Raw genomic sequence first — 13730 nt, forward strand, 5'->3', positions numbered from 1 at the left:
GCGTCCCAGGCGCAGGCGGTCGTTGGCCGCCTTGCGGGTGATGCCGAGGTTGTTCGCTGACCAGTCGGCGGCGTCGCGGGATCCGTCGACGGTGAAGGCCCGGTGGTCGTCGATCACCCGCAGCACCTCGCGTTGTTGGTGCTCCAGCGCCGACAGGCCCCGCTGCAGCCCCTCGGCGGCCGCTCGGAGACCGGCGGCGTCGAGTCGACCCCATTCGCCGTCGATCACCCCGAAGTGCGCCCGCACGGTCGACAACAACGCATCGACCAGTCGGTCCGAGCGGCCAGCGAGCGGCCCAGCGGTGGATGCACCGGAGCCGGGCGCTGCAGCGGTGGAGGAACTGTTGGTCGAGGCCCTGGCCGACGAGGGTGCGGCGGCGTGAGAGCCGGGAGACGACGACCGAGCCCGGTCGGCGGTCGCCGTACCGGCTGGTGTGCTCGTGGTGGCTTCCCCGACGGCCATCGCCGTGCTCCTCGACCTCGAACGAACGGGCGGGCACCGACTCGACAGAGCAGCACCGAAAGGGGAAGAACCCGAACTGTAGTACGACGAACGCCAGTTCGCAACCCAGGACGGAGGGAAGTTCGGTGGGTCCGAGGTCGACGGACGCTCAGCGGTGCGTTCGGACGAACTCGACGACCCGCAGGAGACACGCCTCGAAGACCGTGAGGTCGGCGACGTCGAGCGAGGACGCGCCCGCGACCGATGGCTGCGAGGGCAGCCCGCCCGTCGAGCGGTGGACGACCCCTGGGGCCATGAGGTTGTCGGGGAGGCCGAACTCCTCGACGGTGTGACCGTCGGGCGCCACCCGCTCGGCGTAACCGCCGGCGACGTTGGTGTAGCCGAACACCGGCGTCCCCCGCCCGTGCAGGTAGCCGATCTCGACGGCCGTGCCGACGTCCATGCTCGGCCCCCGGAACGGGGTCATGTTGGCGACGGCCAGGTCGCAGGTGTGCATCAGCGCGACGCAGACGTCGAACACGCCGAGGCCGATCTCGTGGCCGGGGAGACCGTCGAGGTGCTCGACAGGGGCGTCGAGGGGGAACACCCCGACCAGTCCGTGTCGTCCGCACAGCGCCTTCTTCGCGGCGCCCACCTCCACGGCGTCCGCGAGGAAGACCTCGGGCCCTGCCAGGTACACGCGGGGCCCGACGACCGATCGGGGAGCGCTCGTCACCCGTCCAGTCTCGCGGGGCCCGCCCTGCCGGGCGCGCCGCGTCGCGGGGCGGGGTGCCGGGCGTTGGCCGCTACGATCGCCGGCATGGGGGAGGCGTTGGCGGTGATCGGGGCGGGGTTCGGGCGGACCGGCACCATGTCGATGAAGGCCGCGCTCGAGCAGCTCGGGTTCGGACCGTGCCATCACATGATCGAGGCGTTCGGCCGACCGGAGGACTTCGACCAGTGGACGGCCGCCGTGCGCGGCGACCCTTGGGACCCCGCCCGCGCACTCGACGGGTTCCGCTCCACTCTCGACTTCCCGGCGTGCATCGTGTGGGAGCAGCTGTGGCGGGCCAACCCGGGATCGAAGGTGGTGCTCACGGTCCGCTCGAGCGAGTCGTGGTGGCGGAGCTTCGACGCCACCATCGGTCCCGAGCTGCGCCGTCGCGACCACGAGCCCGCCGCGGCGAGCCGTCTCTTCGCCGCCATCACCGACGTCGTCTTCCACGGCCGCAGCGACGACCGCGATGCGGCGATCGCCGCCTACGAGGACCACAACCGACGCGTCGTGGACATCGTCCCGCCCGACCAGCTCTGCGTCCACGAGGTCGGTTCCGGATGGGAGCCCCTGTGCGCCTTCCTCGGCGTCGCGGTACCCGCCGAGGCGTTCCCGTCGAGCAACTCCACCGACGAGTTCCTCGCGGCGCGCCGCTCTGGCGCGGCTGCGGCCACCGACGAGCCGTCGAGCTGAGCAGGGCCGAGCGGACGGCTGATTCCCCGGCTCAGCTCCGCCGGACGGGGCGCGGAGCCCGGCGCGTCAGCGGGTCCAGGTGCCGAATCCGGTCGGGTCGTAGTACTCGGACTCGAAGCCCGTCGCCGTGCCCTCGCTGTCGACCGTGAACGTGATCTTGGTGATCCCCAGGCTGTTCTCGCCTGGCGGGGTGAAGGCGAACACGTCGCCGTCCCACGCCTCGAGCGGGAACTCCAGGGCGTCGGGGCCGAGGCGGAGCACCAGGGCACCGTTCACCTCCGCCACCTCGGCGGGTCCGAAGTACTCGTTGGCGTAGGTCCCCACGTAGGCCGCCGCCGCCCGGGGCGGCGCGGCGTTCGCGGGCGGCTGCTGGCCGGCCAGCTCGGAGGGGTTCTCCAAGAGCCCGCCGAGGAGCTGTCCGTAGGCCTCGAACCAGTCGCGGCTGACCTGCCCGAGGGTGACCAGGTCCATGAAGGTGGCCGTGATGCCCTCCGCGACGCCGATCGGCTGGCCGTTGGTGAGCACCACGATGCCGAGGTCCTCCGACGGGTACAGGACGAAGTTGGTGCCGGCGCCGAGGAAGAACGCCCCGGAATGGCTGAGCCGCACGCGGCCGGCGCCGTCGTAGGAGACGTTCATGCCGTGGCCGTAGAAGCCGGCGCGGGTGGCCGCGTCCGCGGGCTCCTGGGTGCTGATGGCCGGGACTTGCATCTGCAACAGCGCGTTGGCGTCGACGAGCTGGCGGCCGTCGACCTCGCCCGCGGAGAGCTGCAGATCCATCCATTTCGCCAGGTCGTTCACCGTCGAGGTGACACCGCCCGCCGGGTCCTGTGCGGTGGGGTCGCGCTCCGACGCGGTCCAGGTCCCGTCGACCTCCTTGTGGAGCGTGGCCCGGTTGTCCGCAGCCAGGAAGTCCTCGTAGACCGACGTGGTGGCGTCCATGCCCAGCGGCTCGTAGAGCTCCGCCGCCGAGAGCTGCTCCCAGGGGACGCCGGCGGCGGCGGCCACCGCCTCGGCCCCGGCGGTGATGCCGAAGTTCGTGTAGCCGTAGGTGATCCGGAACGGCTCGAGCGGCAGCAGGCGCATCTTCTCGAGCACGGCCGCCCGGTCGTAGCCCATGTCCTCGAGCAGGTCGCCCGAGTAGGCCGGGATACCGCTGCGGTGCGAGTAGAGGTCGGCGATCGTGACGGTCTCGGTCACGTACGGGTCGGACAGCACGAAGTCGGGCGTGTACGCCGACACCGGGTCCTCCCACGCGACCGTCCCCTGGCCCACCTCGGCGGCCACGACCGTCGCCCCGATCGGCTTGGAGAGCGACGCCAACTGGAACCGGGTGTCGGGATCGACGGGTTGGTCGGTGCCCACCTCGCGCACCCCGAATCCCTCGGCGTAGATCACCTCGCCCTCGTGGATCACGGCGACGGCCGCGCCCGGGATGCCGGTGGCGGCGAGGGCGTCGGTCACGATGGTGTCGAGCTGGTCGACGGCGTCGGGGATGCGCTCGGGGGGGATGACGACGTCGGAGATCGAGTTCGGCGAGCCGGTGGCGGGCGCGACCGTCGTGCCCTGGGTCGTCGCCGAGGGGGAAGCCGAGTCCCCGTCGTCGGTGCACGCCGCGACGCCCGCCGCCAACGTGGCCACGACGATCACACCGACCGAACGACGTACGAGAGCGTGCACCGGTGACCTCCGGGGGCGTGGGGGGATTCTTGGTTCTACCACCGGGCGGGGCGTCCGACGTGAGCGCCGAACGGCTCGTTCCCGTCGGTCCGGCTCCGGCTGTTCGTCCGCGGCGCGGGCGACACGTCCACGGGCGGGGACGGGGTGGTGACGGGCGCCGACCCCTCACGCTCGCCGACCGATGCTTCGAGGTGGCGCAGCGCCGCCCTGACCTGGGGTTGGTCGGCGACCACCAACCCGATCTCCTCGGTGGCGAGCTTCGTGTAGTCCGACCACGGACGCACGGCCAGCACCAGTCGTTCGGCTCCGTCGGCGTCGCGGTGCAGCGGTCGGGGGAGGCCGTGCTCGCGCAACGTGTGCAGGACCTGGCGGAGGTGGAACAGGGCCTGGGACGCGGTCGTCGGGTCGTTCAGCGACGGCGAGAGGGCGCGGAGCGCGATGTCGACCAGCTGGCGGACCACGAACGAGGGGTCCTGTTCGGAGGTGCGTTCCTCGGCGAGCACCACGTGGTCCAGCAGGTCGGTGTCGGCCTCCTCGTCCAGGTCCCAGGCCCGGAAGAGGTCCTCGCCCTCGGTCACGAACTCCCCGGTCGGCACCAGGAGCCGGATCCGGGCGTCGTGGTCGGTCGCGAGCTGCAGGAGCCCCTCCCGGTCGACGAAGGACACGTAGCCCCACCCGCGGGCCCGGATCACCCGGCCGCCGGTCCACGGCAGTCCCGATCCTTCGACGGGTTCCCCGCCGGTGGGGAGCCGGCCGATCACCTCGTCGGCGTCCGAAGCCGCGGCGTGCATGATCGAGTTCACCCTGATCTTCCTGGTGATGTGGTTGACGTACTGCACCAGCACGCCGATGGTGACCAGCATCAGCAGCTGCGCGACGGTCACCGAGAGCGTCGGGCGCTGCTCACCGCCCGGGCCGATCGCCCGCAGCACGACGATGGAGTAGGTGAACGTGGCCACGAACGTGGCCAGCGTCAGGTGGCTGTTGACGTCGGTGAGGAACGTGCGCAGCACGGTCGGCGAGTACTGGCTCGAGGAGAGCTGGAGCACGAGCATGGTGATGCTGAAGACGAGCCCGGCGAGGGTGATGGTGGAGCCGGCGATCGTGGAGAGGATGGCCCGTGCGCTCTCTGCGTCGCCCGGGAAGAGGTCGGCGACCGGTCCGCTCTCCGGCTCGACGAGGAGCAGGCCGACGGCCAGCAACAACGCTCCGAGCGCGAACACGACGGGGAGCAGCAGCATGCTCTCGGCGGCGCGACGGAGTCGGTGACGGAGTCGGGAATCGGTGGTCGAGGGCTGGTCCGGTCCGGGCACGGCGACGACCTACCCGGGCCGCGCCGCCGTGAGTCAGGCACCACAGCGACTCGCGTCTGTGCTGTCACCGTGCGGGTAGGTCCCCGTCGTCAGCGACCACTCGAGACCAGGAGGACCACATGGCCACATCGACGAAGTCCCGCAAGACCGCGAAGAGCAAGGGCGGTAACGGCAACGGGAAGGCCCGGAGCTTCCTCGGCGCCCGCGAAGTGCCGAACCTCCCGGCCGAGGACGCCCAGCAGGTGATCTCGCTGCTCCAGGAGCGCCTCTACTCCCTGATCGACCTGCAGCTCACCCTCAAGCACGTCCACTGGAACGTGGTCGGGCCGAACTTCATCGCCGTGCACGAGATGCTCGACCCGCAGGTGGTGTCGGTGCGGGCGATGACCGATGCGGTGGCCGAGCGGATCGCCACGTGCGGCGGGCAGCCCGTCGGCACGCCGGGGTCGACCGTCGAGGGACGCTCCTGGGAGGAGTACGCCCTGGGTCGGGCGCGCACCGAGAAGCACCTCGAGGCCCTCGACTCCGTCTACGCCGGGGTGATCGCGGACCATCGCCGGGCGGTGGACGAGCTCGGCGACATCGACCCGGTCAGCGAGGACCTGATGATCGCCCAGCTCGCCGAGCTCGAGCTGTTCGCCTGGTTCGTCCGCTCCCACCTCGGCAGCTGACATCTCGGCAGCTGAGCCCGGCGTTCCGGTCCGGCTCGCCGGGATCCGGGAGGGAAGCACGAGGGGCCCGTGCCATCGGCACGGGCCCCTCGTGGCGTTCCGGCGCGACCGGGCCCGGTCATCGGGCCCGCGGCGCACGGCGGTTCACACCCGGGAGCGGGTGGTGCTGACCGCGGCGAGGATCAGGCCGACGACGCCGACGGCGGCGACGATCCATCCGACCGTGGCGTTGAGGAAGGCCGCGATGAGGATGCCGGCGATGATGACGACCAGTGCGACTCCGATGGTCATGGTGAGGACCCCTTTCCCTGTCCGCCGTCGGTCGGCGGGCTGAGGAGGTCCCTACCCGGCGGCGTCGGGGGGCAGACGGTCGTCGGCGGTCAGCGAGGCGTGGAGTGTGTCGAGGGAGCGTCGGACGATGCGGGACACCGTCATCTGGCTGACCCCGAGCTCCCGGGCGATGCGGTCCTGGGTCCATTCGGCGTAGCAGGCGAGCACCACCACGCGGCGATCCCGTTCGGGCAGCGTCTCGAGGAGCGCCCGCAGCGCCTCGCGGTCCACGACCCGGGTCAGCTCGTCGGTCTCGCCCGTCGCCGTGGGGCCGTCCACGTCGACCGGCCCGACGTCCAGGCTGTCGGGTCGGTAGCTGCCCGCCGCCTCCATCACCTCCAGGACCACGTCGAGATCGAGCCCCAGGGCCTCGGCCACATCCCCGGCCGTCACCCGGTCCCGGGTGGCGCCGAGCTCCTCGACGGTCCGACGCACCGTCGGGACGAGATCCTTCACCCTTCGCGGGACGCCGACCCCCCAGGTGCGGTCCCGGAAGTGGCGCTTCAGCGCACCGGTGATCGTCGGGACCGCGAAGCCGACGAACGGCACGCCCTGATCGGGGTCGAACCGCTCGACCGCTCCGACCAGTGCCACCCGCGCCACCTGCTCGAGGTCGTCGATGGGCTCGCCCCGGTCGGCGAAGCGGCGGGCGAGGGCGTTGGCCACCTCGAGGTGCTCGAGCACCAGCTCGTTGCGTCGCTCCGTCGACGGCGAGGCGCGCAGCTCCCGGAAGCGTCGGTCGAGCCCGGCGCCGTCGCGCGCACTGGACCCGCCCTCGTTCACCGCGGGTCGGCCACCCCTCGGAGACGCCGTTCGAACCACCCTCGCGGGGGCCCGTCGGTGGCGACGCCGAAGGCGTCGGTGACGGTGGTCAACAGCGCGCCGACGAGCTCGTCGAGGCCGATGGGGGCCACGCCCGTCGGCACCGCCACGCCGGGGAAGGGGTTCTCGTCGCCGGTCGTCGCCGTGCCGTCGTGGGTGGCCACCTCGATGCGCACCCGCCCGTCGTCGACGAGCGCACGGACGGCGAGCCGGTCGTCGTCGCCGGCGTCGGCGATGGCGTGGGCGCACAGCTCGCCGACGGCGAGACGCAGGTCGTCGAGGTCATCGAGGTCGGCGCCGTGCTCGTTGGCCAGTGCGGCCACCATGAGCCGGACGAGGCGGAGGTGGTCCGTGCTCGCCGGCACGTCCAGGTGGATCGCGCCCGGTGCCGGCTCGGGCGGGCTCACTCCTCCACCACGAACTCGCTGTCGAGTCCGGTGATCTCGAGGATGCGCCGGAACCCGCGGTTCGGGGATCGCAACACCACGGTCCGCTCGCCTCCCTGACGGGCCGCGACGAGGGACCGGAGCCCGCTCGAGTCCACGAAGTGGACCGCTCCGACGTCGAGGACCAGTCGGTCGGTGTCGGCAGGACGGTCGGCGAGGGCCGACTCGACGGCTCGGTCGAGCTCCGGCGCGGAGTGCGCGTCGAGGTCGCCGTCGAGCCGGAGGATGCCGTCCTCGCCGCGGGTCACGAGCTCATCGGTCATGTCGCCTCCTCCGCCCGGCATCGACGCACCCGGGAAGGTGCCCGTGTCGGGAGGGTACCAACGACTCACGCGGGATCCCCGAACCCGACGTCGGTGGTGTGGCGGGGTCCGGTTGCCTCAGCCCCGGTCCAGCTCGAACCACACGGCCTTCTCGTAGGGGTCGGGGTTCTCGGTGAGCCCGGCTCTCTCCGACGGGAAGACGGGCATGGTCTCCACCCCCCAGCGGTCCGACAACTCCTCCACGATGCGCAGCCCTCGGCCCGTGGCGACGTCGCGACGAAGCGGCCGGACCGCCGGCACCTCGCGGGACGTGTCGGCCACCTCCACCCGAACGCAGTCGGTGTCGATGATCAACCGCACGCGGGCCCGCGACCCGACGTGGCGCACGACGTTGGTCACCAACTCGCTCACGAGGACCTCGACCGTGTCGAGGTCGACCTCCGGGACGTCGGAGAGCTCCTCGACGAGGCGCCGGCGGGCCTGTCGGGGCGCCAGCGTGTCGACCCCCACCTCGAAGTTGACTTCGTGAGGTGGTCGATCGGTCACGTCGTCGTCTCCCCGCCTGCCTCTCCCGGCCCGTCAGACCCGAGCCCTCGTCCGGTGGCGCCGGGGGAGGGGCCCGCCTCGACGTCGCTCACGGTTTCGAGTGTGTCACCTCGGCGACAGCTCGGTGCGGAGCGACTCCAGGCTGGTGCGCAGGATCCGCGAGACGTAGGACTGCGAGACCCCGATCCGCTCGGCGATCTCGGGTTGGCTCATGTCCTCGAGGTACCGCAGCCTGACCACCCTGGCGGCTCGATCGTCGAGGGAGGCGAGGGCGTCGTGAACGATGTCACGATCGTCGATGATCGCATAGGCCGGATCGGTCGAACCGAGCGTCTGGGCCAACGTGGCGGCGGTCTCGTCCCCGCCGAGCGGGGCTTCGAGCCCGGTGGCGCTCCGGGCCTGGCCGGCCTCGAGCGCTTCGAGCACCTCGTCCTCGGTGATCTCCAACGCCGCCGACAGCTCGGGCACCGTCGGCGGCCGGCCGAGCGCGTGGGTCAACTCCTCGCCGACTCGGCGCAGGCTGAGGTGCATCTCCTGGGCGCGCCGCGGAGGCCGGACGGCCCACGACCTGTCCCGTAGATAGCGCTTCAGCTCCCCTTCGATCGTGCGCGAGGCGAACGTGCGGAACGAGACCCCGACGTCGGGATCGAAGCGCTCCGCGGCCTTCAGGATGGCGAGGAGGGCGGTCTGTCGCAGGTCCTCGGCGCTACTCGCCGCCGAACGCGAGTACCGGTTCACGTAGTAGTCGGCGAGCCCCAGGTGCATCTCGACCAGGGTGTTGCGCAACGTCCGGTCGCCTGACTCCCGGTAGCGCCGGAACATCTCGATCGTGTCGTCGGGGCCCGGGTCCCGGCGTCGACGGGTCGGGCGTTCGGCCGAGGTGGGGTGAGTGGGCTGGTCCATGGGTACCGTCCGGTCGGTCTGGCGGGTGTCTGCACCCGGTTCGTTCCCGTTCCGGTGCTCGTCCAAACATCTCGTCGCGAACGTCTCGCCTCGAACCTCTCGCCTCGAACCTCCCTCGCCGGACCTCTCCGCCGAGTCGCTCCCAACGCCCGAGGCGGTTCTGGGGGGCCTCGGCGCGAGGTAGGTGCCCGGGAGGAGGTGGTCATCGGTGACGGATCTGACGCCCCCGGGGGAGGCAGCCGATCGCGGGGAGTGGCGTGACGGGCTGCGGATCGAGGCGTGGGCCGACGTGCGCGGAGAGGTGGCGCGCGTCAGCTGGGATGCGGGGACGGTCGAGGGGCCCGCCGAGGTGCTCGAACGTCTGGCCAGGACCGCCGGTCACGACATCGACGACCCGGTGGGATTCCTGATGGCGCTGCGGGACGGGTTCGGCGACGACGTGACCACGCGCATCGTCGAGTGACGGACGGGTGGTACTCACCCCGGCGGTGTGGCGGCCCGCCCCCGTGCCCGACGTGACGGGCGCATCCGGAAGTCGAACGACGGCGGGCCCGAGTCGTCGAGGTGGTGCTCGTCCACGCAGACCGCCAACAACTCGGTGACCACGGTGTCGACGATGGGCGAGGCGGCGGATCCGCTTCCTCCGATGAGGCGCCCGGCGACGGCGAGCTCCGGGCCGCCCCGGTCGATGGTCAGGACGAGGCGCTCGGCCGGCCCCGATGCCAGCAGCACGGACGCGAGCTCGTCGACCGCGATCCGGGCGCACTCGACCTCGTCGAGGGTGAAGGCGAGTCCTGTGGCCGCGTCGGCGACGGCGAGGCGGAGCAGTCGCAGCGATCGCCGGAGGGCAGGTACTTCGAGCCGGATGACGCCGGAGGGCGGCGTCACGCGCCGGTCGGAGGGTGCTCGACGGCGAGGCTGCCGTCGAGACCGGTGAGGTCGAGGAGGCGCAGCACGCCCCTCGAGGGGTTCACCAGCACGAGTCGACCACCGGTGCGCTCGAGTTCGTTGTTGGTGGCGACGAGGACGCGCAGCCCGGTGGAGTCCATGAACGAGATGTCGTGGAGGTCGAGGCGCAGCACGGGCGAGCCTTCACCGGATCGGGCCTCGGTGAGCGCCTGCTCGAGGGCGTCGGCGGTGTAGGCGTCGACCTCACCGGACGCAGTCACCTGCGGCTCCGGTGCCGATCGCACCTCCAGGGTCAGGCGGTCGGACGTGTCCATCGGCGTTCCTCTCGGGTCGCGGTCGATCGCTGGTCGGCGGCCTCGCTCCGACCGTAGGGGATCGGGGAGCACCGTGGCCTCGTGAGGGCCTCGGAGGCGGGGGAGACGGTCCGCCTGTCGCTCATGCGTTCCCTGGCCGTCGCGGGGCCAGAACCGACGAGCTCCGTCGGTTGGGCGGTGAGGTCTGTCGCCGGGTCGGTGGGGTAGGTCCCCGACTCCGGCGAGGGCGTCCTCGCCCCAACGAAGGGACCGGCGATGAGCGAGGCACGAGGCGACGAGATGGTCACGGACGCGACCCGTGAGGCGGAGGCGCAGGAGGCGACGGCGCACGGCCGGGCGGACCGTCCCCCCACCGAGGAGGAGGAGCGGCTGGCCGAACAGGCCGCCGAGGACGTCGACCCGGCCGTCGGGGAGCACTTCGACGAGATGAACAAGGTCGGTGCCGAGGTGAGGGGCGAGGGCGAGATCGGCGGGTGACCACCATCGAGTCCTGCCCCCGGGTCCCTGCGGCCGATGGGCCGGTCCTCCCGGTCGACGAGGGCCTCCGCCCCACCGTCGTCGAGCTCGACGGCCTGCGCATCGCGCACGACCGAAGGGTCCTCGAACCGCGTCCCTGGACGGTGCGCCACGGGCGGTGGGCGGCGTCGCTCAGCGGGTCCGTGCCGCCGGGGCCGATCCTCGAGCTGTGCTGCGGCGCGGGCCACATCGGGCTGGTGGCGGCGGTGCGGACGGGGCGACCGCTCGTCCAGGTGGATGCCTGCCCCGTGGCGTGCGCCTACGCGACGCACAACGCTCGGGTCAACGGCGTGCCCACCACCGTGCGGCACACGACGCTGGCCGAGCTCGGGGGATGGGCGGCTGCCCCGTTGGTCGTCGCCGACCCCCCGTACCTCGCCGACGAGGAGGTGGCCGGGTACCCCGACGATCCCGTGACCGCGGTCGCCGGTGGGCCCGACGGGCTCGACGTCGTCAGGGAGTGCCTCGACGCGATCGACCGGGTCCTCCTGCCCGGAGGCCGTGCGTTGCTCCAGCTCGGCGGGGCCCACCAGGTGTCCCACGTCGGATCGATCGTTCCGAGCGGTCTCGTCCTCCTCGCCGCGAGGGCGTTCGGGCCCGGACGCGCCGTCGTCAAGCTCGCCCGCCTCGACGACGTGTCCTGACGGCGGCGGACGGCCTCGCGGGTGTTGGCGCGACGGCAGGGTGGGTAGGCGAGCACCCATGACCACGATCGACCTCGTCCGCGCCGCACCCGGTACCGCCCCGTCGGATGAGGGCCCGTCGGATGAGGGCCCGTCGGATGCGGGCCCGCCGCCCGACGGCCCCCAGGACGTCCGACGCAGCGAGCTTCTCGTCCTTCGCGAGATCCACGCCCGTGCCCTCTCGCCCGCGGATCCCTGTGACACGACGCGACGGATCGGTCCGGAGGAGCTGGCCAGGAAGCACGAGATCGAGCGGCGCCTCCTCGCCGACCTCGACGCGCGCTGTGGGTCGCCGGTCGTCGACGGCCCGGACGACGCCGTGGACCAGGTCCGCCGCATCGCGTCCGCCGACCTCCTCCCGCCCGTCTACGCCTGGCTGGCCGAGCAGGCCACGTGGCCCGATGTGGTGGCCTTCCTGGTGCTCGAGGGCGGCCCCGACGCCGGCTTCGACGACCTCGTGGCGGTCGCCCAGGTGGGCATCGACGGTCCTGCGAAGGTCGTCATGGCGGCGAACTACTGGGACGAGATGGGTCGGGGCGAGCCGGCCGCGGTCCACGCTGAGCTGCACCGGGCGCTCGTCGGGGTGATCGGCACCGGGATCACCGAGGCGGGCTCGGTCGCGGCGCTCGAGCGTTCGGTCCTGCACGGGGTGCTCGCCACCGAGCGCACCCTGCAACCCGAGCTCATCGGCGCACTGGGCCTCACCGAGATGCAGGCCGGTCCCCGGTGCCGGGCGGTGGTCCGGGCCCTCGATCGCCTCGACGCGCCCCCTGCCGCGCGGGCCTTCTACGAGGAGCACGCCACCGCCGACCCCCGACACGGCAAGGAGTGGCTCGACGGGGTGATCCGGCCCCTGGCGGCACGACCCGGTTGGGCGCAGGGCATCGTGCGGGGCGTGCGGTGGCGGGCCGAGGTGAACCGCCGACTCTTCGCCGAGTTGCACCGCCGTCTCGTCGGACGCTGAACGCTGCGCGCGAGGGACCACGCTCCCGGCCGCCGACCCCCGAGGCGGATCATTCGGGCGAACGGGCGAGCTCGAACCACAGCACCTTGCCGTCGTCCACCTCCCGCGCTCCCCATCGGCGGGCGAGGCGGTCGATGATCCGCAGCCCGAGCCCTCCCACGCGACGCGTGCTGTCGGTCCGCCCGAGGACGAGGTCGACGGGGGAGTGGTCGGCGACCTCGACGGTCACGACCTCGTTGCGTCGCACGCGCAGCTCCGTGGGGCCCGAGGCATGGAGGAAGGCGTTCGTCACCATCTCGCTGACCATGAGCTCGGCGTCGGCGGCCAGGTCACCGAACCCCCACTCCACGAGGACCGCCTGCACCACCCGTCGAGCCTCAGCGGGCGCCAGAGGACCGTCAGAGAGGACCGCCGTGACTCGCTCGTCGTCCGCGGTGACTCGCATGTCGTCCATGGGGCCTCCTGGGGACGGCGCTGCGCGGTCCCTACCCCAGGTGGCGGGCGATGAGGCCCGGGGGGGGCGAGGCGAGGGGCGGATCGGCGTCGCCGGTCGTTCGCCACAGCGATCCCTTCTCGGAATGCCCTGCGCTCGCCGGGGTTGCACCGCCTGTGAACACCACTCTCGACCAAGCCCGCGACCGAGTCGTCCGTGAGGGCTTCCGGGCGCTCAACTCGGTGGTCCGTCCGGCGGTGCGGGCGGGGGTGGCCAACCCCTTGCGAGTGGTCCCCGTCTCGCTGGGCGCCGTCCTGGTCGGGACGACCGGCCGGCGCACCGGACTGCTCCGCGAAGTCCCGTTGCTGTCGATGCGGGTCGGCGGGACCGTCTACGTCAGCACCTTCCGGGCCGACTCGCAGTGGATGGCCAACCTCGAGGCCACACCCGAGGCGCGGGTCTGGCTCAACGGGACCGAGCGCGGCGCCCGGGTGACGGTGCGGCGCGACGATCGGCTCAACGTGGCCGAACTGCGCCTCGACGACGCCTGAAGGCGGAGAGGGAGCCGGGGCCGGGCCGGTGGGGCGCCACCGACGTCACGCGGTGCGATAGTTCTCCTGGCTGCGGCGCCCCCCGGTGTAGGTGCCGATGTCGAGGATGAGCCCGAGCACCACGAAGGCCCATCCGATCCCGCTCACGCCCCTGATGGGTGCGTAGGCCAACGCGTAGAAGATGGTGGTGAAGGGCAGCAGGAGGAAGCCGACCAACCCGATCCAGAACGACGAGAAGGCGATCGTCAGCCGGTCCGTGAACAGCCACAACATCGCCAGGCCGAAGCGGGGAGCACCCGCGAGGATCGAGAATCCGATGCAGCATCCCATCGCCGTGACGCTAGCGCCGCAGGGCGGCGCGTCGCGGCGAAGGCGACGTCAGTGGCTTCCTCCGCCGACGCAGTGGGGGCCTTCGGCTTCCTGGCCGGTGGTGTTGGTCCCGATCGGGGGACCCTGGATCAACTGACCGGTGTTCAC

Annotated in this window: 21 protein-coding genes; 7 read left to right on the forward strand and 14 right to left on the reverse strand. The window is 72.2% G+C overall.

Translation table 11 applies throughout. The annotated features are described in order from the left end of the window. A partial coding sequence (locus tag MUE36_15690) for a hypothetical protein (GenBank protein MCU0312374.1) occupies positions 1-255 on the reverse strand: 255 nt, incomplete at its 3' end. 355 nt (positions 256-610) lie between these two features. Further along, positions 611-1177 carry a nucleoside 2-deoxyribosyltransferase gene (locus MUE36_15695; protein ID MCU0312375.1) on the reverse strand — a complete coding sequence of 189 codons (567 nt, stop codon included), beginning with the start codon at positions 1175-1177 and terminating at the stop codon, positions 611-613. Between the two features lie 84 nt (positions 1178-1261). On the opposite strand from MUE36_15695, the gene MUE36_15700 reads away from it, so the two are divergent. Next, complete coding sequence (locus MUE36_15700) at positions 1262-1909, forward strand: hypothetical protein (protein MCU0312376.1); 648 nt, start codon at positions 1262-1264, stop codon at positions 1907-1909. 66 nt (positions 1910-1975) lie between these two features. Here MUE36_15700 and MUE36_15705 read toward each other — a convergent pair whose 3' ends face one another. After that, positions 1976-3589 (reverse strand): serine hydrolase, encoded by a 1614-nt coding sequence (locus MUE36_15705; GenBank protein ID MCU0312377.1) that lies wholly within the window; start codon positions 3587-3589, stop codon positions 1976-1978. Positions 3590-3624: 35 nt separating this feature from the next. Continuing rightward, positions 3625-4902, reverse strand: a complete 1278-nt coding sequence (locus MUE36_15710; protein MCU0312378.1) for a DUF2254 domain-containing protein — start codon at positions 4900-4902, stop codon at positions 3625-3627. A gap of 119 nt (positions 4903-5021) precedes the next feature. On the opposite strand from MUE36_15710, the gene MUE36_15715 reads away from it, so the two are divergent. Beyond that, positions 5022-5573 carry a DNA starvation/stationary phase protection protein gene (locus tag MUE36_15715; protein ID MCU0312379.1) on the forward strand — a complete coding sequence of 184 codons (552 nt, stop codon included), beginning with the start codon at positions 5022-5024 and terminating at the stop codon, positions 5571-5573. 144 nt (positions 5574-5717) lie between these two features. Here the strand turns inward: MUE36_15715 and MUE36_15720 are convergent, their stop codons facing one another. The 6 genes from MUE36_15720 to MUE36_15745 all read right to left on the reverse strand — a co-directional run bounded on the left by MUE36_15720 (position 5718) and on the right by MUE36_15745 (position 8883). Next, positions 5718-5864, reverse strand: coding sequence for a hypothetical protein (locus tag MUE36_15720; GenBank protein ID MCU0312380.1), 147 nt, complete (start codon positions 5862-5864; stop codon positions 5718-5720). Between the two features lie 51 nt (positions 5865-5915). Continuing rightward, the gene (locus MUE36_15725; GenBank protein ID MCU0312381.1) at positions 5916-6686 is read right to left on the reverse strand and encodes a sigma-70 family RNA polymerase sigma factor; all 771 of its coding nucleotides are present in this window, start codon (positions 6684-6686) and stop codon (positions 5916-5918) included. After that, positions 6683-7090: an ATP-binding protein gene (locus MUE36_15730; protein ID MCU0312382.1), complete on the reverse strand. Its 408-nt coding sequence runs from the start codon at positions 7088-7090 to the stop codon at positions 6683-6685. Before MUE36_15730 ends, MUE36_15725 begins: the two co-directional genes overlap by 4 nt. 38 nt (positions 7091-7128) lie before the next feature. Next, on the reverse strand, positions 7129-7434 hold the full coding sequence (locus tag MUE36_15735) for an STAS domain-containing protein (GenBank protein MCU0312383.1): 306 nt from the start codon (positions 7432-7434) through the stop codon (positions 7129-7131). Between the two features lie 117 nt (positions 7435-7551). Next, on the reverse strand, positions 7552-7980 hold the full coding sequence (locus MUE36_15740; GenBank protein MCU0312384.1) for an ATP-binding protein: 429 nt from the start codon (positions 7978-7980) through the stop codon (positions 7552-7554). Positions 7981-8085: 105 nt separating this feature from the next. Continuing rightward, positions 8086-8883, reverse strand: coding sequence for a sigma-70 family RNA polymerase sigma factor (locus MUE36_15745; protein MCU0312385.1), 798 nt, complete (start codon positions 8881-8883; stop codon positions 8086-8088). Positions 8884-9091: 208 nt separating this feature from the next. Here MUE36_15745 and MUE36_15750 point away from each other — a divergent pair, with 208 nt between their 5' ends. Next, the gene (locus MUE36_15750) at positions 9092-9346 is read left to right on the forward strand and encodes a hypothetical protein (protein MCU0312386.1); all 255 of its coding nucleotides are present in this window, start codon (positions 9092-9094) and stop codon (positions 9344-9346) included. A gap of 14 nt (positions 9347-9360) precedes the next feature. On the opposite strand, the gene MUE36_15755 is transcribed toward MUE36_15750, so the two are convergent. Together MUE36_15755 and MUE36_15760 are read right to left on the reverse strand one after the other, a co-directional pair. Beyond that, positions 9361-9771 carry a hypothetical protein gene (locus MUE36_15755; protein MCU0312387.1) on the reverse strand — a complete coding sequence of 137 codons (411 nt, stop codon included), beginning with the start codon at positions 9769-9771 and terminating at the stop codon, positions 9361-9363. Beyond that, positions 9768-10106 carry an anti-sigma factor antagonist gene (locus MUE36_15760; protein MCU0312388.1) on the reverse strand — a complete coding sequence of 113 codons (339 nt, stop codon included), beginning with the start codon at positions 10104-10106 and terminating at the stop codon, positions 9768-9770. Before MUE36_15760 ends, MUE36_15755 begins: the two co-directional genes overlap by 4 nt. A gap of 255 nt (positions 10107-10361) precedes the next feature. Between MUE36_15760 and MUE36_15765 the strand changes: the two genes are divergently transcribed. From MUE36_15765 to MUE36_15775, 3 genes are read left to right on the forward strand one after another with little or no spacing between them, the layout of a single operon-like run. Next, positions 10362-10583 (forward strand): hypothetical protein, encoded by a 222-nt coding sequence (locus tag MUE36_15765; GenBank protein MCU0312389.1) that lies wholly within the window; start codon positions 10362-10364, stop codon positions 10581-10583. Further along, on the forward strand, positions 10580-11266 hold the full coding sequence (locus tag MUE36_15770; protein ID MCU0312390.1) for a class I SAM-dependent methyltransferase: 687 nt from the start codon (positions 10580-10582) through the stop codon (positions 11264-11266). The genes MUE36_15765 and MUE36_15770 overlap by 4 nt, the downstream gene beginning before the upstream one ends. Positions 11267-11324: 58 nt before the next feature. After that, complete coding sequence (locus MUE36_15775; protein MCU0312391.1) at positions 11325-12269, forward strand: iron-containing redox enzyme family protein; 945 nt, start codon at positions 11325-11327, stop codon at positions 12267-12269. 49 nt (positions 12270-12318) lie between these two features. Here the strand turns inward: MUE36_15775 and MUE36_15780 are convergent, their stop codons facing one another. Beyond that, positions 12319-12723: an ATP-binding protein gene (locus tag MUE36_15780; protein ID MCU0312392.1), complete on the reverse strand. Its 405-nt coding sequence runs from the start codon at positions 12721-12723 to the stop codon at positions 12319-12321. A 155-nt stretch (positions 12724-12878) separates the two neighbouring features. Here MUE36_15780 and MUE36_15785 point away from each other — a divergent pair, with 155 nt between their 5' ends. Beyond that, positions 12879-13253, forward strand: a complete 375-nt coding sequence (locus MUE36_15785; protein MCU0312393.1) for a nitroreductase/quinone reductase family protein — start codon at positions 12879-12881, stop codon at positions 13251-13253. 45 nt (positions 13254-13298) lie between these two features. On the opposite strand, the gene MUE36_15790 is transcribed toward MUE36_15785, so the two are convergent. After that, complete coding sequence (locus MUE36_15790; GenBank protein ID MCU0312394.1) at positions 13299-13583, reverse strand: hypothetical protein; 285 nt, start codon at positions 13581-13583, stop codon at positions 13299-13301. Positions 13584-13730 lie beyond the last annotated feature (147 nt).

This window comes from Acidimicrobiales bacterium (assembly GCA_025455885.1).
Classification (GTDB): Bacteria; Actinomycetota; Acidimicrobiia; order Acidimicrobiales; family Acidimicrobilacustridaceae; genus Rhabdothermincola_A.

Excerpts from the sequence above, each read along its gene's own strand:
- MUE36_15715 (MCU0312379.1), top strand. The coding sequence starts at position 5,022 with ATGGCCACATCGACGAAGTCCCGCAAGACCGCGAAGAGCAAGGGCGGT.
- MUE36_15760 (MCU0312388.1), bottom strand. The coding sequence starts at position 10,106 with ATGGACACGTCCGACCGCCTGACCCTGGAGGTGCGATCGGCACCGGAG.
- MUE36_15735 (MCU0312383.1), bottom strand. The coding sequence starts at position 7,434 with ATGACCGATGAGCTCGTGACCCGCGGCGAGGACGGCATCCTCCGGCTC.
- MUE36_15790 (MCU0312394.1), bottom strand. The coding sequence starts at position 13,583 with ATGGGATGCTGCATCGGATTCTCGATCCTCGCGGGTGCTCCCCGCTTC.
- MUE36_15765 (MCU0312389.1), top strand. The coding sequence starts at position 10,362 with ATGAGCGAGGCACGAGGCGACGAGATGGTCACGGACGCGACCCGTGAG.
- MUE36_15775 (MCU0312391.1), top strand. The coding sequence starts at position 11,325 with ATGACCACGATCGACCTCGTCCGCGCCGCACCCGGTACCGCCCCGTCG.
- MUE36_15720 (MCU0312380.1), bottom strand. The coding sequence starts at position 5,864 with ATGACCATCGGAGTCGCACTGGTCGTCATCATCGCCGGCATCCTCATC.
- MUE36_15745 (MCU0312385.1), bottom strand. The coding sequence starts at position 8,883 with ATGGACCAGCCCACTCACCCCACCTCGGCCGAACGCCCGACCCGTCGA.
- MUE36_15780 (MCU0312392.1), bottom strand. The coding sequence starts at position 12,723 with ATGGACGACATGCGAGTCACCGCGGACGACGAGCGAGTCACGGCGGTC.
- MUE36_15700 (MCU0312376.1), top strand. The coding sequence starts at position 1,262 with ATGGGGGAGGCGTTGGCGGTGATCGGGGCGGGGTTCGGGCGGACCGGC.